This window comes from Micromonospora zhanjiangensis (assembly GCF_042650605.1).
Lineage (GTDB): Bacteria > Actinomycetota > Actinomycetes > Mycobacteriales > Micromonosporaceae > Micromonospora_J > Micromonospora_J zhanjiangensis.
The window spans coordinates 115,309-140,445 of sequence record NZ_JBHSBN010000017.1 but is presented as its reverse complement, the minus strand read 5'-3'; the positions used below and the strand labels follow the sequence as shown (position 1 = coordinate 140,445).

The 25,137-nt window shown below is 72.9% G+C and carries 19 protein-coding genes and 1 pseudogene; 14 read left to right on the top strand and 6 right to left on the bottom strand.

Features of this window, described 5'->3' with window-relative positions:
• Window positions 1-122: 122 nt before the first annotated feature.
• Window positions 123-1,274 (bottom strand): RNA-guided endonuclease InsQ/TnpB family protein, encoded by a 1,152-nt coding sequence (locus ACFOX0_RS22685; RefSeq protein ID WP_377549374.1) that lies wholly within the window; start codon window positions 1,272-1,274, stop codon window positions 123-125.
• 81 nt (window positions 1,275-1,355) lie between these two features.
• Between ACFOX0_RS22685 and tnpA the strand changes: the two are divergent.
• Window positions 1,356-1,667 (top strand): annotated as a pseudogene (gene tnpA, locus ACFOX0_RS22680) (IS200/IS605 family transposase); the annotation flags it as partial.
• 86 nt (window positions 1,668-1,753) lie between these two features.
• On the opposite strand, the gene ACFOX0_RS22675 reads toward tnpA, so the two are convergent.
• Complete coding sequence (locus ACFOX0_RS22675; protein WP_377549372.1) at window positions 1,754-2,329, bottom strand: TetR/AcrR family transcriptional regulator; 576 nt, start codon at window positions 2,327-2,329, stop codon at window positions 1,754-1,756.
• 100 nt (window positions 2,330-2,429) lie between these two features.
• Here ACFOX0_RS22675 and ACFOX0_RS22670 point away from each other — a divergent pair, with 100 nt between their 5' ends.
• The 4 genes from ACFOX0_RS22670 (at window position 2,430) to ACFOX0_RS22655 (ending at window position 7,105) form a co-directional block, all read left to right on the top strand.
• Window positions 2,430-3,899 (top strand): FAD-dependent monooxygenase, encoded by a 1,470-nt coding sequence (locus ACFOX0_RS22670; RefSeq protein ID WP_377549370.1) that lies wholly within the window; start codon window positions 2,430-2,432, stop codon window positions 3,897-3,899.
• A 125-nt stretch (window positions 3,900-4,024) separates the two neighbouring features.
• A complete protein-coding gene (locus ACFOX0_RS22665; protein WP_377549368.1) occupies window positions 4,025-4,891 on the top strand; it encodes an EamA family transporter in 867 nt (288 codons plus the stop codon).
• Between the two features lie 112 nt (window positions 4,892-5,003).
• Window positions 5,004-5,507 (top strand): PH domain-containing protein, encoded by a 504-nt coding sequence (locus tag ACFOX0_RS22660; protein ID WP_377549366.1) that lies wholly within the window; start codon window positions 5,004-5,006, stop codon window positions 5,505-5,507.
• On the top strand, window positions 5,504-7,105 hold the full coding sequence (locus ACFOX0_RS22655) for a PH domain-containing protein (RefSeq protein WP_377549364.1): 1,602 nt from the start codon (window positions 5,504-5,506) through the stop codon (window positions 7,103-7,105). The genes ACFOX0_RS22660 and ACFOX0_RS22655 overlap by 4 nt, the downstream gene beginning before the upstream one ends.
• 652 nt (window positions 7,106-7,757) lie before the next feature.
• Here the strand turns inward: ACFOX0_RS22655 and ACFOX0_RS22650 are convergent.
• Window positions 7,758-10,691, bottom strand: a complete 2,934-nt coding sequence (locus ACFOX0_RS22650; protein WP_377549362.1) for a glycosyl hydrolase — start codon at window positions 10,689-10,691, stop codon at window positions 7,758-7,760.
• 265 nt (window positions 10,692-10,956) lie between these two features.
• A complete protein-coding gene (locus tag ACFOX0_RS22645; protein ID WP_377549384.1) occupies window positions 10,957-11,967 on the bottom strand; it encodes a LacI family DNA-binding transcriptional regulator in 1,011 nt (336 codons plus the stop codon).
• Between the two features lie 156 nt (window positions 11,968-12,123).
• Between ACFOX0_RS22645 and ACFOX0_RS22640 the strand changes: the two genes are divergently transcribed.
• The 4 genes from ACFOX0_RS22640 to ACFOX0_RS22625 are packed head-to-tail and all read left to right on the top strand — an operon-like array spanning window position 12,124 to window position 16,662.
• Window positions 12,124-13,422 (top strand): ABC transporter substrate-binding protein, encoded by a 1,299-nt coding sequence (locus ACFOX0_RS22640; protein WP_377549360.1) that lies wholly within the window; start codon window positions 12,124-12,126, stop codon window positions 13,420-13,422.
• 2 nt (window positions 13,423-13,424) lie between these two features.
• On the top strand, window positions 13,425-14,378 hold the full coding sequence (locus tag ACFOX0_RS22635; protein WP_377549358.1) for a carbohydrate ABC transporter permease: 954 nt from the start codon (window positions 13,425-13,427) through the stop codon (window positions 14,376-14,378).
• A 2-nt stretch (window positions 14,379-14,380) separates the two neighbouring features.
• Window positions 14,381-15,292, top strand: a complete 912-nt coding sequence (locus ACFOX0_RS22630) for a carbohydrate ABC transporter permease (protein WP_377549356.1) — start codon at window positions 14,381-14,383, stop codon at window positions 15,290-15,292.
• Window positions 15,289-16,662, top strand: a complete 1,374-nt coding sequence (locus ACFOX0_RS22625; RefSeq protein WP_377549354.1) for a GH1 family beta-glucosidase — start codon at window positions 15,289-15,291, stop codon at window positions 16,660-16,662. Before ACFOX0_RS22630 ends, ACFOX0_RS22625 begins: the two co-directional genes overlap by 4 nt.
• 68 nt (window positions 16,663-16,730) lie before the next feature.
• Here ACFOX0_RS22625 and ACFOX0_RS22620 read toward each other — a convergent pair whose 3' ends face one another.
• Window positions 16,731-18,707 carry an ABC1 kinase family protein gene (locus tag ACFOX0_RS22620; RefSeq protein WP_377549352.1) on the bottom strand — a complete coding sequence of 659 codons (1,977 nt, stop codon included), beginning with the start codon at window positions 18,705-18,707 and terminating at the stop codon, window positions 16,731-16,733.
• 229 nt (window positions 18,708-18,936) lie between these two features.
• Here ACFOX0_RS22620 and ACFOX0_RS22615 point away from each other — a divergent pair, with 229 nt between their 5' ends.
• The 5 genes from ACFOX0_RS22615 (at window position 18,937) to ACFOX0_RS22595 (ending at window position 24,085) form a co-directional block, all read left to right on the top strand.
• Entirely contained in the window at window positions 18,937-19,764 is an 828-nt protein-coding gene (locus ACFOX0_RS22615; protein WP_377549350.1) for a hypothetical protein, read from the top strand.
• The gene (locus ACFOX0_RS22610) at window positions 19,761-20,417 is read left to right on the top strand and encodes a DUF4129 domain-containing protein (protein WP_377549348.1); all 657 of its coding nucleotides are present in this window, start codon (window positions 19,761-19,763) and stop codon (window positions 20,415-20,417) included. Before ACFOX0_RS22615 ends, ACFOX0_RS22610 begins: the two co-directional genes overlap by 4 nt.
• Window positions 20,414-21,685, top strand: coding sequence for a DUF4350 domain-containing protein (locus ACFOX0_RS22605; RefSeq protein ID WP_377549346.1), 1,272 nt, complete (start codon window positions 20,414-20,416; stop codon window positions 21,683-21,685). Before ACFOX0_RS22610 ends, ACFOX0_RS22605 begins: the two co-directional genes overlap by 4 nt.
• Before the next feature lie 101 nt (window positions 21,686-21,786).
• A complete protein-coding gene (locus tag ACFOX0_RS22600) occupies window positions 21,787-22,707 on the top strand; it encodes an AAA family ATPase (protein ID WP_449288865.1) in 921 nt (306 codons plus the stop codon).
• A 10-nt stretch (window positions 22,708-22,717) separates the two neighbouring features.
• The gene (locus ACFOX0_RS22595) at window positions 22,718-24,085 is read left to right on the top strand and encodes a DUF58 domain-containing protein (protein ID WP_377549342.1); all 1,368 of its coding nucleotides are present in this window, start codon (window positions 22,718-22,720) and stop codon (window positions 24,083-24,085) included.
• A 21-nt stretch (window positions 24,086-24,106) separates the two neighbouring features.
• Here the strand turns inward: ACFOX0_RS22595 and ACFOX0_RS22590 are convergent, their stop codons facing one another.
• A complete protein-coding gene (locus ACFOX0_RS22590; RefSeq protein WP_377549340.1) occupies window positions 24,107-25,108 on the bottom strand; it encodes a stage II sporulation protein M in 1,002 nt (333 codons plus the stop codon).
• Window positions 25,109-25,137: the final 29 nt, after the last annotated feature.

Below are 25,137 nucleotides of genomic sequence, written 5' to 3'. Positions count from 1 at the left end.
AAGCCCTCGGCTACCGCGTCACCCTCGACCTCGCCGCCTAACGCACCACCCAACAACACCCATCCCGCGCCGCTTCGCGACGCGGGACGCTACCGCACGTCAAGTCACGGTCGATTTTCGAGTTAGGCCACGTGTGGGCGGTTGACTGCGCCCCAGCTCTCGATACCGCGTTGGGCGATGTTGAGGGCTGCGTTGTGGTCGGCGTGGGCAACGACCCCGCACGACCGACAGGTGAAGGTTTCCTGATCGGGACGGTTGCGTTTGTGACGGTGTCCGCACCGGTTGCAGGTTTGGGAGGTGTACCGCGGGTCGACTTGGACCAGCGGTACACCGGCTCGGCGGGCCTTGTAGGTCAGGAACGCGCCGAGTTGGTGGAACGACCATGAGGAGAGGGTGACCCGTTGGGGCTTTCGGAGCCGGACCCGGTCACGGATCCCCGTCAGGTCTTCGACGGCGATTCCGCGGCCGGTGCGTGCAGCCTCGGTCACGATGGTCTTGGCGATGACATGGTTGATGTTCGCGGCGTGCCGCGCTTCCTTACGCCGCCGTCGAGCCAGCAGCCGTTTCGCCGACTGGGTGCCCTTGGCCTGCAGCCGACGGCGCAGTCGCTGCTGGCGGCGCCGGTAGCCGTTGAGCCGGGTGCCGGCGTACCGGGTGCCGTCGGAGTCGTAGGCGATGTTGACGATGCCCATGTCCACGCCGAGAAACCCGTCCGGGCAGGTCACCTCGGGTTCGGGCACGTCGACGGTGGCGTACAGGAACCACATGCCGTCGCGGTGTACCAGGTCGCACTCGCCGACCGGCCGGGTGGCCACGGCTTTGACCTGGTCGGGTGAGCCGGTGTAGGCGACGGCCTTGACCCTGCCGGCGACCGTCCAGATCGACACGGTCCGGGTGTCGTGTTGCCAGGACAGCATCCGGGCGTCGTACGGCTGCGCGGCGTCCCACCGGAAGCTGATCGGGTTGGCCTCGACCCTACGGCGGCGCGTGCTTCCGGGTTTGCCGTACCGGCCGACCCGCAGGTTCGCCGCGAGGGTCGCGTACGCATCGCACACCTTCTTGATCACGTGCTGGGCGGCCTGCGCCCCGAGCCGATGGTCGGCCTTGACGCCCTGGTAGGTGTACTTGCGCAGGTCATAGTTGCGGTAGCAGCCAATCTGTCGGGCCGTCGCGGCGACCTCACAGGCGGCCGTGTTGCAGGCACGCAGGGTGGACTCCAACGCCGACGCCTGCCGCGGCGTCGGCAGAAGCTTCACCTGCACGACCAGCTTCACGCCGATCACCGTACCGAAGACCCACGACACCCGATGGACCCCCGATCCCACAGACCGGCGCGACGCACTCACCGACCAGATCTCTCCCGATGCGAGGACATCATGCGGGCAGTCTGGGTCGACTTCGACGCACAGTTACGCGAGTTCAACGGCGAGGACGACCACGTCCACCTGCCCGTGCACCACCCACCATCGGTCCCGTTGTCACGTCTGGTCAACAACCTCAAAGGCGTCTCGCCCCCGGCGACTGCGACAAGAACACGACGCACTTCTACACCGCTACCTGCGGGGCGGCCACCTGTGGTCGCCCTCGTACTTCGCCGGATCGTGCGGCGGCGCACCCCCGCCGTCGTCCGCGAGTACATCGAGCACCAGAAACGTCCCGGTTCGTGACGGCGTTCCTCCCGGCCCTAAACGGCCGGGGTTCCCGCCTTATGGACTGCTGACGCCCCACCCACCCGGCTGACCGGCCCGTCCGGTCAGCCGGCGTCGGACCGGCTGCCGGTCAGGTAACGCTGCAGGGTCGGCGCCAGCCAGTCGACCAACTCCTCCTCGGACAGCTGCGCCAGCGGTTGGAGGCGCAGCGCGTACCGGCAGAACGCCAGGCCCAGCGCCTGACTGGCCACCAGCCCGGCCCGGGTGTCCGCCTGTCCGGGCGGGCACACGGAGGCGACCAGCGGACCGATCTGGCTGGCGAAGACCTGTCGCATCCGGTCCCGCGCCGCCTCGTTGCTGACCGCCGCGCGCAGCAGCGCCAGGAACGTGTCGTCGGCCTCCCAGCGGTGCACGAAGTGCCGGGCGAGGGCGCGGCCGTACCCGGTCTCGGACAGGCCGGTCAGGTCGGGCATCCGCAGGTCGAAGTCTGCCGCGGCGGCGAACAGCTTCTCCTTGTTGCCGTAGTAGCGCATCACCATGGCCGGGTCGATCCCGGCGTCGGCGGCGATGGCCCGGATGGTCGCCCGCTCGTACCCGTCCGCGGCGAACCGGGCCCGGGCCGCGTCGAGGATCGCCGCCCGGGTGACGTCGGAACGGCGGGGCGCGGCTGCTGCGGTCATGCCGCCCACTCTATGCCAACAGGCGTTGACATCTTCGTCGCACCGGCCGTACCGTTGTCAACATCTGTAGGCCAACGGTTGTTGACATCGAGGAGGAGCCATGACCGACAACCAGAGCGACGTCGTCGTGGTCGGCGCCGGCCCGACCGGCCTGACCCTGGCCGGAGACCTCGCCGCGGCCGGGCTCGCGGTCACCGTACTGGACCGCCGGGCGACCGAGTCCCCGCTCACCCGCGCCTTCGTGGTGCACGCCCGCACGCTGGAGCAGTTCGACGCGCGCGGGCTCGCCGACGACCTGGTGGCCACCGGTTCCCCGATCGACCGGCTACGGCTGTTCGGTGGCCTGCGGATCGACCTGGGCCGGCTGCCGAGCCGGTTCCCGTACCTGCTGGTCACCCCGCAGTACCAGGTGGAACGCCTGCTGCGGCGCCGGGCCGAGGCGCTGGGCGCGCGCCTGGTCGGCGGCGCCACGGTGACCGGGCTGACGCAGGACGCCGACGGCGTCGAGGTCACCGTCCGCACCGAGGCCGGGACCGGGACCCGCCGGGCGTCGTACGCGGTGGGCGCCGACGGCGTCCACAGCGTCGTCCGGGACGCCCTCGGCCTGCCGTTCCCGGGTCGGGCCGTGGTGATGTCACTGATGCTGGCCGACGTGCGGCTCGCCCGCCCGCCGGAGGCACCGCTGCTCGCCAACGCCGACGGCGACGCGTTCGCCTTCCTCGCCTCCTACGGCGACGGCTGGTACCGGATCTTCGCCTGGAACCGGGACAACCCGCAGCCGGACAGCGCGCCCGTCGACCTCGACGAGGTGCGCGCGGTGACCCGGCGGTCGCTCGGCGACGACTTCGGCATGCACGACCCGCGCTGGCTGTCCCGCTTCCACAGCGACGAACGGCAGGTCCCGACCTACCGGGTGGGCCGGGTGTTCCTGGCCGGGGACGCCGCGCACGTGCACTCGCCGGCCGGTGGCCAGGGCATGAACACCGGCATCCAGGACGCCGTCAACCTCGGTTGGAAGCTGGCCGCCACGGTCCACGGCTGGGCGCCGGCCGGGCTGCTGGACAGCTACCAGAGCGAACGGCACCCGGTAGGCCGGGCGGTGGTACGCGGCAGCGGGGCGATCGTCCGGCTCGCGCTGACCCGCTCCCGGATGCGGATGGCGGTCCGGGACGTCGCCGGTCTGGCGGCCCGGCGTGGACCGATCGCCGACCGGATCGCCGGCATGCTCTCCGGTGTCGGCATCGCCTACCCGGCCGGGCCCGGCAACCACGCCCCGGCCGGTCGGCGGGCCGCCGACCTGCCGCTGGCCGACGGCGGCCGGTTGTACGAGGCGCTGCGCGCCGGGCGGTTCGTCCTGCTCGGCCCGCCCGAGCTGGAGTCCGTCGCCGCCGCCTGGTCGGACCGGGTCACCGTGGCCACGCCGGCCGTGCCGGACCACCCGACGACGCTGGTCCGCCCCGACGGGTACCTCGCCTGGGCCGCCGGCCGGCACGACAGCGCAGACCCGGAGCCGGTCCGGGCGGCGCTGCGGACCTGGTGCGGCGCGCCCGACGACGTCCTCGCGGCATGACGGCGGCGGTCCGGGTGACCGGGACGCCGCCGCACCGACGTCACCGACCGTCGACAGTGGATCGCGGTCGACCGGGCCGCGCACGGTCGATCTAGAGTCGGTGGGATGAGTGTCCGGAGAGCCCGTTGACCCCGGCCGTCGTCGGCGCCGTGCTGCTCGCGGCGGTCCTGCACGCCACCTGGAACGCGCTGGCCAAGGGGGTCGAGGACCGGGTCACGCTGTTCGGCCGCAACGGGGTCCTCAGCGTCGTACTGGCCTTCCCGGTGCTGCTCTGGGTGCCCGCGCCGGCCCGACCGTCCTGGCCCTGGCTGGTCGCCTCGGTGGTGGTGCACCTGTTCTACACGCTCGCGCTGGTCGCGGCGTACCGGGTGGGCGAGTTCAACCAGACGTACCCGATCGCCCGCGGGGTCGGCCCGTTGACCGTCGCCGTGGTCGCGGTCCTCCTGCTGCACGAACGGATGTCCCCCGCCACCACCGCCGGCGTCGCCCTGATCGCCGGGGCGATCGCCCTGCTCGGCCTGACGCCCTGGCGCACGGTGCGGGACAACCGGGCCGCCGTGCTCACCGCCGTCCTGACCGGGCTGGCCATCGCGACCTACACCGTCATCGACGGCATCGGCGTACGGCGCAGCGACAGTCCGGCCGGGTACACGCTGTGGCTCGTCGGCCTGCAGGGGATCGGCCTCGCCGTCGTCGCGTTCGCCGTCCGGCGACGCCGCGGTGCCCCGACCCTCGCCGCCGGACGTACCCGCGGGTCGTCCTGGCCGCCAGCCCTGGCGATCACCGTGCTGTCGGCGCTGGCCTACGGTCTGGTGCTGTGGGCGCAGAATCGGGGCGCGCTGGCCGCCGTCGCGGCCCTGCGGGAGAGCAGTGTGATCGTCGCGGCCGTGATCGGTGCCGTCTTCTTCGGCGAGTCGATGGGCCGGCTGCGGATCGCCTGCGGCGTCGGCGTCGCCGTCGGCGCCGTGCTGCTCAGCCTCCCAGCGTCGTGACGTGGGTGGGATCCGGCCCGGACAGGACGGCCCGCAGCGGGCTCGGCCGGACCGGGCGGCGGCGCCACTCGCGTGGGTAGCCGAGGTTGTCGCGGCGTGCCAGAGTCAGCGTGTGCAGACCACAACCGGGGGCCGGCTCGATCTCCGCCCGCCCCGCAACCGGGTCAGTCGCAAGGCCGTCGCGTACTGGTTCGTGCGCGCTCTGGTCGGTTGGCTGGTGATCACGGCCATCCAGGTGATCTGGCTGATCGGTGAGTCGGACCTGCTCCCGCACCTGATCGGCCTCGCGGTCACCGCCGTGCTGGCGGCCGTCCACCTGGCCGTGATGCCGTGGTGGCGCTACCGGGTACACCTGTGGGAGGCCACCGACGAGGCCATCTACACCCAGTCGGGCTGGTTCAACCAGGAGCGCCGGATCGCGCCGGTCTCCCGGATCCAGACCGTCGACAGCAAGCGCGGCCCGCTGGAGCAGGTGTTCGGCCTGGCGAACGTCACGGTGACCACCGCCTCCGCCGCCGGACCGCTGAAGATCGACGGCCTCGACCGCGGGACGGCCGACCGACTGGTCGACGAGCTGACCGCGAACACCCAGGCGACCACCGGGGATGCCACGTGAGCAGCGACACCACAGCGTCCCAGCCGGTCCGCGCCGCCGGTCCTGCGGACGTACCGGCGACACCGGACGGCGAGCCGGTGCCCGGCGCCGGCATCGACCCGTCCTGGCGCCGGTTGAGCCGGCGGATGCTGCTGGTCCATCCGGTGCAGGAGATTCCCCGCAGCCTGCCGGCGCTGTTCGGCATCTTCGTGGCCGGCAGCACCAGCGGGAACCACTGGTGGGGCCTGACCGGTCTGGTCCTGGTGCTGCTCGCCGGGATGCTGCGCTGGTTCACCACCACGTACCGGATCACCCCGCGGCACGTCCAGGTCCGCCGCGGGCTGCTGCGCCGCCGGGAGCTGTCGGTGCCCCGCGACCGCGTCCGTACGGTCGACGTCACCGCGCACGCCGTGCACCGGCTGGTCGGGCTGACCCGGGTCACCGTTGGCACCGGCCGGTCCGACCGCAAGGACGACGGCGTGAAGCTGGACGGGCTGACCGTGCCGGAGGCGGCCCGGTTGCGGGAGGAACTGCTGCACTACCGGGCGCAACCCGCGCCGACGACCGACCCGGACGAGCCGGCGGAGCCGGGTCCGGACGCACCGGAGACAGAGCTGGCCCGGCTGCGGCCCGGCTGGATCCGGTTCGGGCCGTTCACCCTCTCCGGGTTCGTGACCGTCGGCGTGCTCACCGCGTTCGTGTCCCGCGCGGTCAACGAGGCACACATCGACCTCACCCGGTACGGGCCGCTGCGCGCCCTCGTCGACCAGTTGGTCCGGATGCCGCTGGGACTGGCGGTGGTGCAGGTGGTCGCCGTCTTCGTGGTGGTGATCGCGCTGCTGTCCACGGCCGGTTACGTGTTGGCGTTCTGGGGCTTCCGGTTGACCCGGCACGACGCCGGCACGCTGCACGTGACCCGCGGCCTGGTAACCACCCGGGCGACCTCGATCGACGAGCAACGGCTGCGCGGCGTCGAGCTGAGCGAGCCGCTGTTGCTGCGGGTGGTGTCCGGGGCGCGGTGCATCGCCATCGCCACCGGCCTGCGGGTCGGCCGGGGCGCGGAACGGGGTGGCTCGCTGCTGCTGCCGCCGGCGCCGCGGGCCGAGGCCGAGCGGGTCGCCGCCACGGTGTTGGGCGACCCGGCGCCGGTCGCCGTGCCACTGACCCGGCACCTGCCGCAGGCGCACCGGCGCCGCTACAGCCGCGCCCTGACGGTGGCCGCGCTGCTGGTCGCGGCGGCGGTCACCGGCTGGTGGCTGGCCGACTGGCCGGCCTGGACCTGGCAGGTCACCGCGGTGGTGCTGCCGGTCGCGGCGGCACTGCTGGCGCAGGACCGGGCGCGCAGCCTCGGGCACGCGGCGGTCGGCCGCTGGCTGGTCTCCCGCCAGGGTTCCCTGGTCCGTCGGCGCTACGTGCTGGCCACCGACGGGATCATCGGCTGGAACCTGCGGCGGTCGTTCTTCCAGCGCCGGGTCGGTCTGGCCACGCTGACCGCGACCACCGCTGCCGGCCGGCAGCGGTACGCGGTGCCGGACGTCGACGTGGACACCGCGCTGCGGCTGGCCGACGGCGCCACCCCGGCACTGCTCACACCGTTCCTGGCCGGCCCGACGGACTGACGGCCCGGGTCGTCATCTTCCGGGCCGGCGGATCGATCGGCCCCGGGCGGTCCACTCCGGTCCACTCCGGTCCGGTCCGGTCCACTCCGGTCCGGTCCGGTCCGGTCCGGTCCGGGCCGACTGGCAGCGGTGGTGCCGTTACCATCGTCGGCGTCCGGTTTGCCCGGCGGTGACGGTGTCCACAACGGATGCCGCTCCCGGTGAGAGGAAGCCCATGGGCCTGATCACTCTGCTCGCCATCCTGCTCTGTCTGGTCGCGGTCGTCGGAATAGTGGTCGCCGTGGTGCTGGTGGTGGTGAAGAGTTCGAACAAACCGCCCGCACCGCCGGGGCCGTACCCGCCCGGATACCCGGCCGCGCCGCAGGGCCCGCAGCCGCCACCGGCCGGCGTCGGACCGGGTTATCCGCCCGCGCCCGGTCAGTCCGACTGGGGTGCGGCGGGATATCCCGGCGACCTGGCCGCCCAGCCCCATCCCGGCACGCCGGGCCCCGGCCCGTACCCGGACATACCGGCACCCGGTTCCGCCCCGAGCGCGCCCGGCCCAGCTCCCTACCCGGGTACTCCCGGACCAACCTCCGGACCCGGTTACGGTCAACCACCCAATTTCGGACCCGGCGGCCAGCCGCCCATTTCCGGAGCCGGTTAATCCCGGTCAGCCCTGGGCGAGGTGGAGCGTCGAGCGGTTGCCGAGGCCGAGGGTGGTCGGGTTGGCCCCGATCGCCGACCAGACCTCCAGCCGTACGGTGCCGTTGCGCAGGTCGCCGAGCGGGCCGCTGCTGGCCAGCAGGCCGGCGGCGGTGGTGTAGTGCTCGTAGCCGGGCAGCGGGTCGGTGGCGAAGTACCGGTAGGTCTCCACCCGGTCGAACGTCCCGTCGCCGGTCAGGTCGTACGAGACCCGGGCCTGGACACCGTTGCCCACCGCCGTCGCCGCGTCCAGGAACAGGTCGAACCGGGTCGCGCCACCGGAGTAGGACAGGTTCAGGCCGGTGGCGGTGAAGACCAGCGGGTTGGTCGGCGTACCGTCGTGGTTTCCGTTCGCCGCGACGACCGTCGCCTGCCCGGCGGCGCCCGCGGCGGCGGCGAGGCCGCCACCCGGCAGCAGGTAGCGGTCCGGCGAGGTCGACCCGGTCGGTGAGGGACCCGGCGTCGTCGGCGCCGGGGTGGTCGGGGCCGGGGTGGTCGGGGTGGGGCCCGGACCCGGGGTCGTCGGGCCCGGCGTCGGGTCGGTGCCGCCGCCCGCGTTGCCGCCGCTCCAGGTGTACGCCCCGGTGGTGGCCGTCCTGCCGGCCGGCACGGTCAGTCGGGTGCCGTCGGAGAAGGTCACCGTGATCGGGCTGCCGGAGACGTTGGACGCCACGTACGTGCGCGCCCCGGCCCGGGTGAACACGGTTGCCAGCGGATGGCTGGCGCGGACCGAGGTGTCCACGGCGCCGAGCGCGGCCAGGTTGCGGATCCAGTGGAAGGTGTGCCCGCGGCTCTCCCCCTCCTCCGGGGTGTATCCGCCGTTCGCGCGCAGGTTGGCCAGGGCCGTGTCCGGGTCGCCGAGGGCGAGGAACTCCCAGATGATGTCCTGCCACACGGTCGGCGGCCCGCCGTTGTTGCGGACCAACTCGGCGTAGTTGCGCCGGACGTAGGCCGGGTCGTAGCCGAGGTACAGGTGCCCGCCGGTGACCGGGAGTTGGTTGATGCCCTGGATCATCTCCGGCTCGGCGCTGAACCAGGTGGAGTACGCGCCGCCGTCGCCCCAGACCATGCCGACGGTGGAGTGCTCGAAGCCGGCCGGGAAGTTCTGGTCGGCCGAGTCGAACCAGTACTCCTGGATGGCCGCCGCCTGGGTGGTGTAGAGGAACACCCCGGCGTCGCGGACCGCCGCGTTGCCGGTGGCCTGGCCCCACTGGATCAGGGCGCCCGCGAAGTTCATCCCCTCCGAGGAGGACTCCTGGTTGTTGCCGGCGGCGAACGAGCCGTGCCCGGAGGCCCAGTCGTGCCCGGCGTAGATGTCGAAGTCCCGCAGGTACGGGAACCGGGTGTCGGCGCGGTCGTAGTTGTCCGCGTCCCGGATCAACAGGTCCACCATGCCGCCGTACCGGCCGGTCGAGGCCCACTGGGGGTCGAACTTGGCAAGCGTGGCGGCGGCCGCGATGAAGTAGCCGTAGTGGAAGTGGTGGTCGTTGAGTTCCTGGTCCGAACCGTACGAGGCGGGGTAGCCGATCAGCGTGCCCCAGTTCGCGTCGTAGTAGAACAGGCGGGAGGTCTTGCCGGTGGACGCGGTGAACCAGTCGGTGAGGGTGTTCCGGATGGCGGTCAGCGCGCTGTCCCGGGTGCCGGTGTCGCCGACCTGGTCGGAGATCTCGGCGATCCGGGCCGCCCGGCCCAGGCCCTTGCCGGTCCAGTAGGTGTCGTCGCCGCGCCGGTCCATCGGATTGGCCCGGTCGGCGGCCAGGTAGCCGGTCAGGGTGGCCAGGTCGGCGCCCGCGCCGTCACCCACCGCCGGCAGTTCGGGCAGGACGCCGTGGAAGGTCATCGTGGTGCGGAACCGGTCGACGCCGGTGAGCACCTTCATCCGGCCCCGGGCCGACGGGTAGCTCTGGCTGATCGGGGTCGAGCCGGTCAACGCCTTCCACTGGTGCGGGTAGAGGCTGACCACCGTCTGCGCCACGGCGCCCTCCCGGGGCGTCACGGTGAACGCGTACGTGGTGGTCACCGTGCTGCTCGCCGGGTCGTAGGCGTAGGACAGCCGGGTCCCGGTGACGTGCGCGTGGGCGTACCGGCCGTAGCTCTCGGCCAGCGCGGACCGGTCGGCGGGCGCGGTCGAGCCGGTGGTCGGCAGCAGGGCGACCGAGAAGTAGCCCCGCCCGGCGAGGGTGGAGGTGATCCGGCCGCCGCTCACGGTCCAGCCGGCGCCGGTCGGCGCGTAGCCGACGTAGTCGTGCCCGTTCACCGTGAAGCCGATCATCGAGTTGGCGTTGGCCCACACCTGCGGGGTGCCGGTGACCCGGATCTGCGCGTCCCCGCCGGTGGTCTGGAAGTACGCGAAGGGCAGGCCGTGCCCGATGGTCGCGCGCATGGTCCGGGCGCCGTCGCTCCAGTACGGGGTGACCGTCCAGTCGCTCCAGCCGGCCACCTTGGTCGTCGGCGCGCCCAGCCCGGCCACCCCGACCCGGATGTCCTCGGTGTACGGGTAGTGGTACTCGCCGACCCCGGTCGACGTGCCGGAGATGGCCGGGGTCGAGTTGGCCGAGAAGCCGAGGCCGTCGGTGAACGTGTCGTAGGACAGCGGGTGGGCGTGCAGCGGCTCGCTGAACGCGCAGTCGGTGCGCTTCCACAGCAACGACGACCACCAGTCGTTGGTGGGCACCGCGCCGGCCGGGGCGTCGGCCGTGACGTACTGGCGGGGGTTGGTGGAGATCTGGCCGCAGCCGGACGGCAGCGGGCCGACCGGGGTGGTGGTGTAGCTGCCGGCGCCGACGGTGGCGGCCTCGGCGGGCGGGGCGTGCCCCGCGATCAGGCTCGCGCCGAGCACGAGCAGGGCGGCGCCGCCGGCGGCGGCGACGATCCACCGACGGGGTCGGACGGACGATGTCATCAGGTGCCTCCGAGGTGACGCGGACCGGGCGAGGGAGCCGGGGTCCGCGCACGGGGGTCGGGAAACTGCCGGGGAACGATCGGCGAAGAGAGCGCTCTCTTGCGCCGGACGGTAGACCCACGAGTAGCCGGTCGTCAATGTTTCCGATCGGTTACCCGTCGTTGAACGGCGCCCCGGCACGCTCCCGGCACGCCGGGGGCGCCGGACGGGCGACCGGCTTCGCCGCGGCCGGTCAGCCCGACTACCGGTCAGCCCCGACTGCCGCTCAGCCCGACTGCCGGACGACCAGCTCGGTGTCCAGCACCAGGGCCGGCTCCACGGTCTGGCCGTCGATGATCCGCAGCACCTGGCCGGCCATCCGGCGGCCGATGTCGAGCACCGGCTGGCGCACCGTGGTCAGCGGTGGCTCGGTGAACCGGGCCAGCTCGATGTCGTCGAACCCGATCACGGCGACGTCGTCCGGCACCCGCCGGCCCGCGTCCCGCAGCGTCCGCAGCGCGCCGTGCGCCATCAGGTCGGAGGCGACGAACACGGCATCCAGGTCGGGATCGTCGGCCAGCAGTTGCCGCATCGCCACGACCCCGGAGTCCCGGGTGAAGTCGCCGACGGCCACGATCGACCGGCGGTCGGAGTCGCGCAACGCCGCGCGGTAGGCGGCCAGCCGGTCGATGCCGGCGACCATGTCCTGCGGCCCGGCGATGGTGGCGATCCGCCGCCGGCCGGTGTCCAGCAGGCGCCGGACCGCGGCGCCCACCCCGCCCGCGTGGTCGACGTCCACGTACGGCGAGCGGTTGGCCCGGTCCAGCGACCGGCCGCCGCAGACCACCGGGATCCCCCGGCGTTGCAGGGTCGCGGGCAGCGGTTCGACGCCGTGCATCGAGGCGATCAGCACGCCGTCCACGTGCCCGCCGGTGGCGTACCGCTGGATCCGTTCGTGGCCGGCGGGCGAGTGCGCCATCATCAGCACCAGCTGCCGGTCGGCGGCCTCCAGCTCCTGGCTGACGCCGCGGATGATCCCGGGAAACACCTGGTCGTCGGAGAAGACCCGGTTCGCCTCCTCGCTGAACACCAGGGCGATCGAGCCGGTCCGTTGGGTGACCAGGCTGCGGGCCGCCTGGTTGGGTACGTACCCCAGCTCCTCGACCGCCCGACGGACCCGGCGCTGGATCTCCTCGGCGACCCGGGGCGAGCCGTTGACCACCCGGGACACGGTGGCGCGCGAGACGCCGGCCCGCTGGGCCACCGCCTCCAGGGTCGGCCGGGCGGGCGGCACGATCGTCAACGGATACCTCCGCGGGTCATGGTAACGGGCCGCGTCCCCAAAAATGGGAGAGCGCTCTCTTGACAATACGCCCAGGTTGACGGGAGTCTTCTCTCGACGTGAGAACGCTCTCTCAACCGCGCCGATTCCTACCCGAGAGGGGTACCACCCATGAGAGTCAGTCCGCGCCGCCGCCTGGCGGCGGCCGCCCTCGCCCTGGGCATGCTCACCGGCGTCGCCGCCTGCGGCGGCACCGACAGCGGCGACGGCCAGATCACCCTGACCGTCGACGTGTTCAGCCAGTTCGGCTACGCCGAGCTGTACAAGGAATACATGGCCAGCCACCCCAACATCAAGATCGTGGAGCGGGGCACCGGCACCAACCTCGACGACTACTCCCCCAAGCTGACCCAGTGGCTGGCCGCCGGCAGCGGCGCCGGTGACATCGTCGCGATCGAGGAAGGGCTGCTGGTCGAGTACAAGGCCAACCCGGGCAACTTCGTCAACCTGCTGGACCACGGCGCCGGCGACCTGAAGGCCAACTTCATGGACTGGAAGTGGAACCAGGGCCTCACCCCGGACGGCAAGCGGCTGATCGGACTCGGCACCGACGTGGGCGGCATGGCCATGTGCTACCGCAAGGACCTGTTCGCCAAGGCCAACCTGCCCACCGACCGGGCCGCGGTGTCGAAGCTCTGGCCGACCTGGGACGACTACATCACCACCGGCAGGAAGTTCGCCGCGGCCAACACCGGGGCCAGCTTCCTGGACGCCGCCACCAACACCTTCAACACCATCCTGCTGCAGAACGCCGGTGCCGGCACCGGCTACAGCTACTACGACACCGCCGGCAACCTCGTGGTCGACGCCAACCCCGCGGTACGCCAGGCGTACGACACCACCGTGAAGATCATCGACAACAAGCTGACCGGCAAGTTCGGCTCCTGGTCCGATGAGTGGGTGTCCGCCTTCAAACAGGCCAAGTTCGCCACCATCGCCTGCCCGGCCTGGATGACCGGGGTGATCGAGGGCAACGCCGGCCCGGAGGCCAAGGGCAAGTGGGACATCGCCACGGTGCCCGGCAACGGCGGCAACTGGGGCGGCTCGTTCCTGGCCGTGCCCAAGCAGGGCAAGCACCAGAAGGAGGCCATCGAGCTGGCCAAGTTCCTGACCAGCCCGCAGGGCCAGATCGGCGCGTTCAAGTCCAAGGGTGCCCTGCCGTCCTCGCCGCAGGCGCTCGACGACCCGGCGGTCAAGGACGCGAAGAACGCGTACTTCAGCGACGCCCCGGTCGGTGAGATCTTCGGCTCCGGCGCCCGCAACCTGCGCCCGGTGTACATGGGACCGAAGAACCAGGCGGTCCGTACCGAGGTGGAGAACGCGGTCCGCACGGTGGAACTCGGCCAGCGGTCGCCCGCCGACGGATGGACGGACGCGGTCACCAAGGCCAAGAGCGCGGCGCAGAAGTGAGTGTGCGGGCCGCCACGACCGGGCGCCGCCGGGATGCGCCGTTCTGGTTCGCCCGGTTCGACAACCGGTACGCCCCGTACCTCTACGTCGCACCGTTCTTCGTGCTCTTCGCGATCTTCGGGCTCTACCCGCTCGGCTACACCGCCTGGGTGTCGCTGCACGACTGGGACCTGCTCGCCGAGGACCACCCGTTCGTCGGGCTGGCCAACTACTCGGCGCTGCTCGGCGACGCCGACTTCTGGAACTCCGTCGTCAACACGCTGGGCATCTTCGTGCTGTCCACCGTGCCGCAGCTGCTGCTGGCGCTCTGGCTGGCCAACCTGCTCAACCGCACGCTGCGGGCCCGTACCGGGTTCCGGATGGGGGTGCTGATCCCGAACATCACCTCCACCGCGGCCGTGGCGATCGTCTTCGGCCAGTTGTTCAGCCGGCAGTTCGGGCTGTTCAACTGGCTGCTCGGACTGGTCGGGCTGCCCGGCGTCGACTGGCGGGCCGACCGGCTCGGCGCCTGGGTGGCCGTCTCCACCATGGTCGACTGGCGGTGGACCGGCTACAACGCGTTGATCTTCCTGGCCGCCATGCAGGCCATCCCGCGCGACCTGTACGAGTCGGCCGCGCTGGACGGCGCCCGGCCGGCCCGGCAGTTCTGGTCCATCACCGTGCCGATGCTGCGACCGACAATCGTCTTCTGCACCGTCATCTCCACCATCGGCGGGCTGCAGCTGTTCACCGAACCGCTGCTGTTCAACTCCGGCACCAATCCGATCCGCGGCGGCCCGCTGCGCGAGTCGCAGACCGTGACGATGTACATGTTCGAGAACGCGTTCGCCCCGCACTTCAACTTCGGTTACGGCTCGGCGATCGCCTGGATGCTGTTCCTGCTGATCGTCCTGGTCGCGATCGGGAACGTGGCGCTCATCCGGCGTACCGGCCGGGGCGGGCTGGAAGGAGACTGACCATGGTGCTCGCCCCGACCGTACCCACCGCGCCGCCGGCGCCGAGCCCACCGGCCGGCCGACGCCGACGGCGCCCGCCCGGCGCCGACCTGTGGCGGGCCAGCCCGCTGACGTACGGGACCCTGATCCTGGCCATCGCGATCTCGGTCTTCCCGATCTACTGGATGGTGGTGGTCGCCACCCGGTCCAACGACGCGATGGGTCAGTTGCCACCGCCGCTGCTGCCCGGCGACAACCTGGGTGCGAACCTGTCCCGGCTGCTGGCCAACACCGACGCCAACTTCGTCACCGGGCTGGTCAACTCGGCGATCGTGGCCAGTTGCGTCACCTTCTCCGTGGTGCTGTTCTCCTCGCTGGCCGGTTTCGCCTTCGCCAAGCTGCGCTTCCGCGGCCGCAACAAGCTGCTGGTGCTGATCATCGCGACGATGGCGGTGCCCACCCAGCTCGGGGTGATCCCGCTGTACATGCTGATGAGCCGGCTCGGCTGGACCAACCAGCTGCAGGCGGTGATCGTCCCGGCACTGGTCACCGGGTTCGGCGTGTTCCTGATGCGGCAGTACGCCGGACAGGCGGTCGCCGACGAGTTGATCGAGGCCGCCCGGGTGGACGGCTGCCACTCGCTGCGTATCTACTGGAACGTGGTGCTGCCCGCGCTGCGCCCGGCCGCCGCCGTGCTCGGCCTGCTCACCTTCATGACCACCTGGAACGACTTCATCTGGCCGTACGCGGTCCTGAACGACCCGGAGAACCCGACCGTGCAGCTGTCCCTGCGGGCGCTGTCCCACGGGTACTACCAGGACATGTCACAGATCTTCACCGGCACCGCGATCGCCACGGTCCCGTTGCTGGTGGTCTTCATCGTCTTCGGTCGCCAGATCATCGGCGGCATCATGGAAGGGGCGGTCAAGCAGTGAACCGAACCAGCTTCCCGGAGAACTTCGTCTGGGGATCGGCCACGGCCGCATACCAGATCGAGGGTGCCGTCGACGCGGACGGTCGTACCCCGTCCATCTGGGACACCTTCAGTCGCACCCCGGGCGCGGTCGCCGACGGGCACACCGGGGACGAGGCGTGCGACCACTACCACCGGTGGCGGGAGGACGTCGACCTGATCGCCGGGCTCGGGCTGCGGGCGTACCGGTTCTCGGTCGCCTGGCCCCGGGTCATACCCGGCGGCGACGGCCCGGTCAACGCGGCCGGACTGGACTTCTACGACCGGCTGGTGGACGAACTGTGCCGGCGCGGGATCGCACCGATGGTCACCCTCTACCACTGGGACCTGCCCCAGTCGTTGGAGGATCGGGGCGGCTGGCCGGTCCGGGACACCGCCGAGCACTTCGCCGACTACGCCACCGCCGTGCACGACCGGCTCGGCGACCGGGTCGCCTCGTGGCTGACGCTGAACGAGCCGTGGTGCTCCGCGTACCTCGGTTACGGCAGCGGCCGGCACGCGCCCGGCCGGCGGGACCCCGCCGCGACGTTCGCCGCCGTGCACCACCTGCTGCTCGCCCACGGGCTCGGCACCCAGGCGCTGCGCGCGGCCGGCGCCCGGTCCGTCGGCCTGGCGCTCAACCCCGCCGTGGTACGGCCCGTCGACCCGGACAGCGCCGCCGACGCCGACGCGGTACGCCTGATCGACGGGCTGCACAACCGGGTGTTCCTCGACCCGGTGCTGGGCGACGGCTACCCGGCCGACATGGTGACCCACATGGCCCGGTTCGGCGGCACGCCGTGGCTGGCGGACGGCGACGAGAAGACCATCGCCGCGCCGATCGACCTGCTCGGACTCAACTACTACAGCCCCACCTGGGTCGCGGCCCGTCCCGGCGCCGACGGCGGGGACGGCACCTACCCCGGCAGTGAGGGGATCGAGTTCACCTCCCCCGACCTGCCGCACACCTCGTCGGGCTGGCCGGTCGACCCGTCCGGGCTGACCGAGTTGCTGCGCCGGGTCGCCCGCGACTACCCCGGCGTGCCGCTCTGGATCACCGAGAACGGCGCGGCCTTCGAGGACCGGGTGGTCGGCGACCGGGTGCCGGACCGGGACCGGATCGCCTACCTCGACGGCCACCTGCGCGCCGTCCGGGCCGCCCTGGACAGCGGGGTCGACGTGCGCGGTTACCTGCTCTGGTCGCTGCTGGACAACTTCGAGTGGGCCGAGGGCTACCACAAGCGGTTCGGCATCGTCCGGGTCGACTACCCGACCCAGCGGCGGATCCTCAAGGACAGCGCGCACTGGTACCGCTCGGTGATCCGCGACAACGCCCTGCCCGATCCCGCCTGACAGGGTGCCGGGTTCCCGTTCCGACGCCCGCGGGTGCGGGTCGGGGGCCCGGCCCGCACCGGGGCGGTTCAGTCGGTGCTGCGGCGGAAGATGAGGATCAGCACCCGGAGCACGAGCACGAACGAGACGATGAACAGGCCGTAGCCGAGGACGTCGTACAGCTCGATGCTCCGGGTGACCCGGGGGCCGCCCGGTATGCCGAGCAGCCGCACGGCGATCAGGCCGGCCGCCGTACCGAGCACCGTCAACAGCACCTGGTGGACCAGCCCGGTAACCAGTTGCCGGTCCCGCCGGTCGGCGAGCACCCGGACGTTGACGCCGAGCCGACCGTGTTCGAGGGCGTCCGCGATTCGGTCCACCCGGCGCGGCAGCCGGCGCAGCACCGGCAGCAGCGCCACCACCTCGTCCGTCACCGAGTCACGCAACCGTTGCGGGGTCAACGCCTCGGCGACCCGGCCGACGCCGGCCCGCCGTGCCTCGGCGACCAGGTCGAAGGCCGGATCGATGAGCACGAGGGTGCCCTCCAGCGTGGCGAAGGCCCGGAAGACCGCGGCCACCTGGGGCGGGATGGCCAGCCGGTGGGTGGTGACCAACCGCATCAGGGCACCGAACGCGGCCGCGCCGGTGCCGGCGCCCGGAGCCGCGTACCGGACGATCAACCCGCCCAGGGTCCGCTCCAACTCCCGCTCGTCGATCTCGTCGGGCCGGTCGACCAGTTCCAGCAATGCGTCGGTCGCGGCCGCCGAGTCGGACCGGCCGAGGGCGGCCATCAGCCGGCCCAGCGCGGCCCGGGTGGTGCCGTCCAGCCGGCCCACCGAGCCGAGGTCGAGCAACCCCAGCGTGCCGTCCGCGTCGACCAGCACGTTCCCCGGATGGACATCGACGTGGAACATGCCGGTCTCCAGCACCTGGTCGAGCATCGTGCCGAGCAGGGCGGCGGCGACCTCCCGGCGCCGCTGCCCGGTCATCCCGGCCAGTACGGTGTCCCCGGCACCGAGGGGCGTGCCGGGCAGCCGGTCCATCACCAGCACCCGGGCGGTGCACCACCTCGACCGGGGCGCCGGCACCCGCACCCCCCGGTCCGGCGCGGCGGTGAGCGCGGCGCCGACCGCCCGCAGGTTGTCCCGCTCGACGGTGAAGTCGAGCTCCTCGCGCAGCGCCTCGGCGAAGCCGGCCGCCAGCGTGGTCAGGCCCAGGCTCCGACCCCATTCGGTGCGTACCTCGAGGGTGCGGGCCAGGCGACCGAGAATGTCCAGGTCCCGTTCGACGACCCGGGTGATGCCCGGCCGCTGCACCTTGACGACGACCTCGGTGCCGTCGGTCAGGGTGGCGGCGTGTACCTGGGCGACCGAGGCGGCCGCCAGCGGTAGCCGGTCGACCGAGGCGAAGACCTCCTCGACCGGTCGGCCCAGTTCGGCCCGCAGCACCTCCTCGATCCGCGCCCAGTCGACCGGCGCCGCGTCGTCCTGCAGGTGGGTCAGCTCCTCGACGAACTCCCGGGGCAGCAGGTCCCGCCGGGTGGACAGCTGCTGGCCGAGCTTCACGAAGGTCACCCCGCCGTCGTCGAGCGCCCGGCGCACCGAGCGGGCCAGCTGCCGGCGGGACGGCGAGGAGGCCACCCCGACGTGCCGCCGCCCGCGCAGGAACCGCCCGAGTCCGTGCCGGACGGCGATCCGAACGATCTCGCCGTACCGCCGGGTGCGAGCGAACCGGGACCGCCAGCCGTGCAGCAGCTCGACCGGGCCGGGCAGCGACCCGTCCGGGACGATCGCCTCGGCGATGACCACCACCGCCATGGCGACCAGGCTCGCGCAGCACACCGTCAGGCCCAGCAACAGCGCGATGGTGGCCGGATCGGTGGGCACCGGGTCGGGTGTCAGGGTCTGCATGATCGGGCCGACGACCAGCAGGGCCAGGACAGCGGCGGCCACCGTCCGGACCGGACCCAACCGGACGCCGAGCAGCCGCCGGATGACCGTGCCGAAGAGCAGCACGGTCACCAGCAGCGTCGGCACGATCAGCAGGTTCCCCAGCAGCCTCTGCACGGACGTCCTCCCCGAGTCCGGGGCCCGCCGGGCCGGGCCCGCCGGGTGAGCCTAGAGGAGGCGCCCCGGTCCGGCGGAACGGCGCTGGTCACGCGCCCCGACCGGTCGGTGCGCCCGGTCGGTAGGATCGCGGCCTGATCGGTATCGGCGCGGGGTCGCCGGGCCGGTACGGGCATGCAACCATGGGGCCCGGTCAGACACATGGGACCTTCTGGCGGCCGGGGGCGCGTTGCGGGACGAGAGCACGTCGGGTGCGGTGCCGCTGCGCCCGATGACCACCGGCGAGATCCTCGACGCGGCCACCGCCCTGTTGCGCACCCGGGGCCGGACGCTGCTCGGGCTGGGCTTCCTGCTGGCGCTGCTGGAGCAGGCCGTGCTCTTCCCGCTGCGGCAGCTCGCCGACGTCGCCAACGCGGTCTTCCCGAACCAGCACCACTGGGACTGGTACTGGGTGTTGCTCACCGTGGGCTTCGGCACCGAGATGTGCTGCGTGGCCGTACTGGCCGCGGTGAGCGCCGCCGCGGCGCCGGCCGCGATGCTCGGCCCGGCCGCGCCGGCCCGACCGGTCCGCCCGGTCGCCGTCGGCGTGCTGGCGGTCGTGCTGGCCGTGCTGTACGGCGTGGCCGCCGGCACCGTGCTCGGCTGGCCGGTGGCCTATCTGCTGTTCGGCCTGGCGATGCCGGCCCTGGTGATAGACCGGGTCGGACCGGTCGCCGCCCTGGGCCGCTCGGTGCGACTGTGCACCCGCTCCGGCCTGCGCGCCGGCGGGATCCGCCTGCTCGGCTACCTGGCCTGGCTGTTCATCCGGCTGGCCACCGGGATCGGCGGCTGGGTCGCGCTGCGGCTGTTGATCGACACCGGGGTCGCCTGGCGGGATCACCTCGTCACCGGCCTGGCCTGGCTGATGATCAACGCCATCGCCTACCCGGTGCTCGGTTGCCTGGACACCGTGCTGCACCTGGAGGCCCGGATGCGCAGCGAGGGGTTGGACATCACGCTGCGCCGGGCGGTGCGCCACGGCGTCTCCACCGGCCCGGCCCTGGCGGTGCCGCGGTGAGCCGGTGGTGGAACGAGCTGGTCGCCACCCTGGGCGACCCGGTGCCCGGCGGGGTACCGGCCCTCGGCATCTTACTGTTCCTGTTCACCGCGCTGGTGGCGGTGCTGTGGTATCTGTGGCCGGCCTGGTCGCCGGCCCGCTGGCGGCTGGGCACCCTGCGCGGCTCGGGCCGGTCCCGGCGCGGCCGCCGGTTCCGCTGGCGTGGCCTGGGGGCGCTGCGGTTCCGCTGGCGGTGGCGTCGCCGGCGCCGCCGGGGGCGGGCCGCCGAGGTCGGTGCCGACCTGCCCGACGACCAGGTGCCGGACCTGCCGGCGGCGGTGCTCGCGCTGTCCGCCGACGAGCTGGCCGCGGCCGGGCGCTACGCCGAGGCGGTCCGGGAACGACTGCGGGCCATCATCCGGGAACTCATCGAACGCGGCGTGGTCAGCGCCCGGCCCGGCTGGACGGTGACCGAACTGGCCGGGGCGGCGGGCCGGGCCCACCCCCCGACGGCGGCACCGCTGCGGGCCGCGTCCGACCTCTTCTCGGAGATCTGGTACGGGCTGCGGCCGGCCACCGCCGAGGACGACCTGGCCATGCGAACCCACGGCGACCGGGTCCGGGACGCGCTGACCGGACCCGCACCGGCCCCGACCCCGGTGGCGACCCCGTGACCGCCCGGGTACGCGGATCCCGGCGCTGGCACCGGATCGCCCTGCCGTTCCTCGTCCTGGTGCTGCTCTACCTGGTCACCGGCGTCGCGCACGGTGCGCAGGAGCCGGACCTCGCCGACCCGGGCACCCTCTCCCCCACCGGCACCGGACCGGACGGGTCGAGCCGGCTGGCCGAACTGCTCGCCGGCAACGGCGTGACCGTGCACCGGGTGACCAGTTCGGCCGAGGCGCTGCGGTTGCTCGACTCCGCCGACCTCCGCCCGGACCCCACCGTCTTCGTACCGGCCCCGGACCTGGTCACGCCGGGCTTCTTCGAGGACGTCGCCGACGATCGGACGGGATTCCGGCTGGTGCTCGCGTACCCGGGCAGCCGGGCCGCGCTGTACGCCGGGTTCCTCACCGGCCCACAGCGGTGGGCCGCCCGTACCGCCGAACCCGGCTGCGGCACCGACTTCGCCGTGGCTGCCGGACCGGCGGCGGTGCTGCGGGCCCGCTACCAGGCCCCCGAGCAGACCCGGACCGACTGCTACGGCGGTGGCCTGGTCGGCTGGGGCGACGGCGACTCGGAGATCCTCGCGGTCGGCGCGACCGACCCGTTCCGCAACGGTCGGATCGGTGAGGCCGGCAACGCGTCACTGGCCACCGGGCTGCTCGGCCGGGACCGCGACGTGATCTGGGTCGACGTGCACCGCAGGGAGTCGTCCGAGGCGCTGCCGCCGCCGAAGTTCAAGCTGCCCGGCTACCGGCAGCCGAACCGCGACTCCGGTGGCACCGACCCGCAGTGGCACGCGTTCCCGCCGGTGTTATGGGCCGCCGTCGTGCTGCTGTCCACCGTGGCCGTGCTGGTCGCCCTGGTCCGCGGCCGTCGGCTCGGCCCACCCGTCGCGGAACCGTTGCCGGTGGTGGTGCCGGCGACCGAGACGGTCACCGGACGGGGCCGGCTCTACCAGCGGATCCGTTCCCGGGAGGCGTCACTGGCCACGCTCCGGGCGGCGGCGCTGCGCCGGATGACACCCGTGTTCGATCCGTACCACCTGGCTGGACCGGGCGGTGCCGGCGGGGACGAGGAGCTGATCCGGCACATCGCCGCCCGCACCGGCATCCCGGACGCCGAGGTCCGGACGACACTGCACGGGCCGGAACCGGCGTCCGACGACGAGTTCCAGTCCGCCGTCGACCGGCTGGACGCGCTGGTCGCCGCCGTGCTGCGGGTGGGCCCAGGACCCACCGGAACGACAGGACCGGTCAACCCAGGAGGAGCAGCGTGACAGAGACAGCGGCGCCGGCGGGGCGGAGTGGAGCCGAACCCCGGTGGGACCCGGCTGCGGCCGAGCCGGACGAGACCGCCGCCCGGCAGGCCCTCACCCGGCTGCGCGGCGAGGTCGCCAAGGCCGTGGTGGGGCAGGACGGCACCGTCACCGGGCTGCTCGTCGCGCTGCTGTGCCGGGGGCACGTCCTGCTCGAAGGCGTGCCGGGGGTCGCCAAGACGCTGCTGGTACGCACCCTGGCCGCGGCACTGGAACTGGACACCCGGCGGTTGCAGTTCACCCCGGACCTGATGCCGGGGGACGTCACCGGTTCGCTGATCTTCGACGCGCGGACCGCGTCGTTCGAGTTCCGCGAGGGGCCGGTCTTCACCAACCTGCTGCTCGCCGACGAGATCAACCGGACCCCGCCGAAGACCCAGGCCGCGCTGCTGGAGGTGATGGAGGAACGGCAGGTCTCCGTCGAGGGCAGGCCGCGGCCGCTGCCGGACCCGTTCCTGGTGGTGGCCACCCAGAACCCGATCGAGTACGAGGGCACCTACCCGCTGCCCGAGGCGCAGCTGGACCGGTTCCTGTTCAAGCTGACCGTGCCGCTGCCCAGCCGGGACGAGGAGTTCGGCGTCCTGCGCGCCCACCACAACGGGTTCGACCCGCGGGACCTGGCCGCCGCCGGGGTACGTCCCGCCGCCGGTACGGCCGATCTGGCGGCGGCCCGCCGCGGCGCGCTCAAGGTGCAGGTGGCCGACGTGGTGCTGGCGTACATCGTGGACCTGTGCCGGGCCACCCGGAACACGCCGTCGCTGGAGCTGGGCGCCTCGCCCCGGGGCGCCACCGCCGTCCTGAACGCGGCCAAGGCGAACGCCTGGCTGCTCGGGCGGGGCTTCGTCACGCCGGACGACGTGAAGGCGGTGGCCCGGCCCGCGCTGCGCCACCGGATCCGGGTGCGGCACGAGGCGGAGTTGGAGGGCGCCACCGCCGACGCCGTGCTGGAGGCGTTGCTGGCCACCGTACCGGCGCCCCGGTGACGCCGACGTCATGCTGACCTGGCGGGTACCGGCGCTGACCGGTGTGCTCGGCGCGGCGGCGCTGACGCTCGGCGGCTGGCTGCTGTCGCCGGTTGGCATGTGGTGGGCGCTCGCCGCGGCGGTGGCCGTCGTGGCGGTGCTGACCGGCCTGGACCTGCTGGCCGCCGCGCCGGCCGGCGAGGTGCGGCTGGTCCGCTCCGGGCCGCGGCAGGTGCGGCTCGGGGAGAGCGCCGAGGTCACCCTGACGGTGACCAACGTGTCGCTGCGGATGCTGCGCGCCCTGGTCCGGGACGCCTGGGTGCCGTCCGCGGGTGCCGCGCAACCGTACGCCCACGTGGTGCAGCTCGAACCGGGCGAGTCGGCGGACGTGGTCACCACGCTCACTCCGACCCGGCGTGGCGACCGGCCGGCGGCCCGGGTCACCATCCGCTCGTACGGGCCGCTGGGGCTGGCGTTCCGGCAGACCGGGCGCCGCCGCGCGGCGGCGCTCACCCCGCCGTGGACGCTGACCGCGCTGCCACCGTTCACGTCCCGGCGCTTCCTGCCGGAGAAGCTGTCCCGGCTGCGGGTCATCGACGGGCGGACGGTGGCTCGTGGCCGCGGCCAGGGCACCGAGTTCGACTCGTTGCGCGAGTACGTCATCGGTGACGACGTGCGGTCCATCGACTGGCGTGGCACGGCCCGGCGCGAGCACGTCGTGGTCAAGACCTGGCGGCCGGAACGGGACCGGCGGGTGCTGTGCGTGCTGGACACCGGCCGGACCAGCGCGGGCCGGGTCGGCACGGTGGGTGGGCCGGGGGAACCGGCCCGCCCCGGTGAGCCGCGGCTGGACGCCGCCATCGACGCCGCCCTGCTGCTCGCGGCGCTGGCCGCGCACGCCGACGACCGGGTCGACCTGCTCGCGGTGGACACCCTGGTACGCGCCAACGTCTCCAGCTCAATCCGGCGCAGCCAGCTGCACCGGCTCACCCAGGCGCTGGCCGGGCTCACGCCGGCCCTGGTGGAGACCGACTTCGGGCGGATCGTGGCCGAGGTGCTCCGGGTGGCCCGCAAGCGGTCCCTGGTGGTCCTGTTCACCACACTGGACGCCGGTGCGCTCGGCGAGGGGCTGCTGCCGGTGCTGCCGCAGCTGGTGTCCCGGCACACGGTGCTGGTGGCCGCGGTGCACGATCCGTCGCTGGAGGCGTTGGCCGCCCGCCGGGGCGGCCCGGCCGACCTGCACACCGCGGCCGCCGCCGAGCGGACCCTCGCCGAGCTGCACCGCGTCCGGGCGGCGCTGACCCGCTACAACGTGCAGGTGGTGGACGCCCCGGTGGAGACCTTCGCCGGTGCGGTGGCGGACCGGTACCTGGCGCTGAAGGCCGCCGGCCGGCTGTAGCCGGGACCGGCACGTCCGACGTCAGACCGTGGGGGCGAACGCCTCGCGGTCGAGTTCGTCGACGTCGGCGGTCTCGCCGTTGCGCACGGCACGCGCGCCGAACCCGATCATGTAGGCCAGGAAGGCCAGCCAGACGAACGCCCCGAAGGCCAGCTTCACCGGCGGGGGCAGCGGCGCCGGGGTGACGAAGCCCTCGACGAAGCCGCTCACCAGAAGGACCGGCACCAGACCGATGGCCACCGCCACACCGGACCGGCCGGCCGCCGCGACGGACTGTCCCCGGGTACGCAGCGGACCGGGCGCGATCCACGCCCAGCCGATCCGCAGACCCACCCCGGCGGCGACGAAGATGCAGGTCAACTCCAGCATGCCGTGCACCAGCAGCAGGCCGAGGAAGGTGTCGGTCCGGTGGTGGCCGACCATCAGGCCACCGACGATCCCGAGGTTCAGCGCGTTCTCCCAGAGCAGGTAGAGCACCGGCAGCACGAGCACCCCACCGGCGAGGCAGACGGCACTCACCCAGGCGTTGTTGGTCCACACCGCGAAGGTGAAGTTCTGCGGCGGATGTTCGCTGTAGTACGCCTCGAAGCCGTGGTTGACCAGATCGTCGACGGCGTTCTCGGGCATGAACTCCAGCGCCACCCGCTGGTCGGTGGCGACCAGCCGGATGAGGATCGTGCTCACCGTGACGAACCCGACCGCCACGCCGAGACACCACCAACGGGCCCGGTAGGCGGCCAGCGGGAAGACCACCGTGAGGAACCGGACCATCGACGCCGCCGAGAAGCCGGGTGCCGGGTTCAGCCGGGCCCGGGCCCGCAGCACCAGTTGGGTGAGCACGGAGACGAGATTCGGGTCGGGCGAGCGGCTCTGCACGACGGACAGGTGGGTGGCGGTGCGGCGGTAGAGCGTCACCATCTCGTCCACCTCGGCGGCGGTGAGCTTGCGCCGGGACCGACCGAGCAGGATCCGCAACCGGTGCCACTCCCCGCCGTGTTCGGTGACGAAGGCGTCCAGGTCCACCGCAGCTCCCGTAACGAGGATCCGACGAC

Bases quoted from the DNA above. Each gene is read 5' to 3' on its own strand.
- ACFOX0_RS22675 (WP_377549372.1), bottom strand. From the start codon at position 2,329: ATGACCGCAGCAGCCGCGCCCCGCCGTTCCGACGTCACCCGGGCGGCG.
- ACFOX0_RS22670 (WP_377549370.1), top strand. From the start codon at position 2,430: ATGACCGACAACCAGAGCGACGTCGTCGTGGTCGGCGCCGGCCCGACC.
- ACFOX0_RS22650 (WP_377549362.1), bottom strand. From the start codon at position 10,691: ATGACATCGTCCGTCCGACCCCGTCGGTGGATCGTCGCCGCCGCCGGC.
- ACFOX0_RS22640 (WP_377549360.1), top strand. From the start codon at position 12,124: ATGAGAGTCAGTCCGCGCCGCCGCCTGGCGGCGGCCGCCCTCGCCCTG.
- ACFOX0_RS22630 (WP_377549356.1), top strand. From the start codon at position 14,381: ATGGTGCTCGCCCCGACCGTACCCACCGCGCCGCCGGCGCCGAGCCCA.
- ACFOX0_RS22595 (WP_377549342.1), top strand. From the start codon at position 22,718: ATGCTGACCTGGCGGGTACCGGCGCTGACCGGTGTGCTCGGCGCGGCG.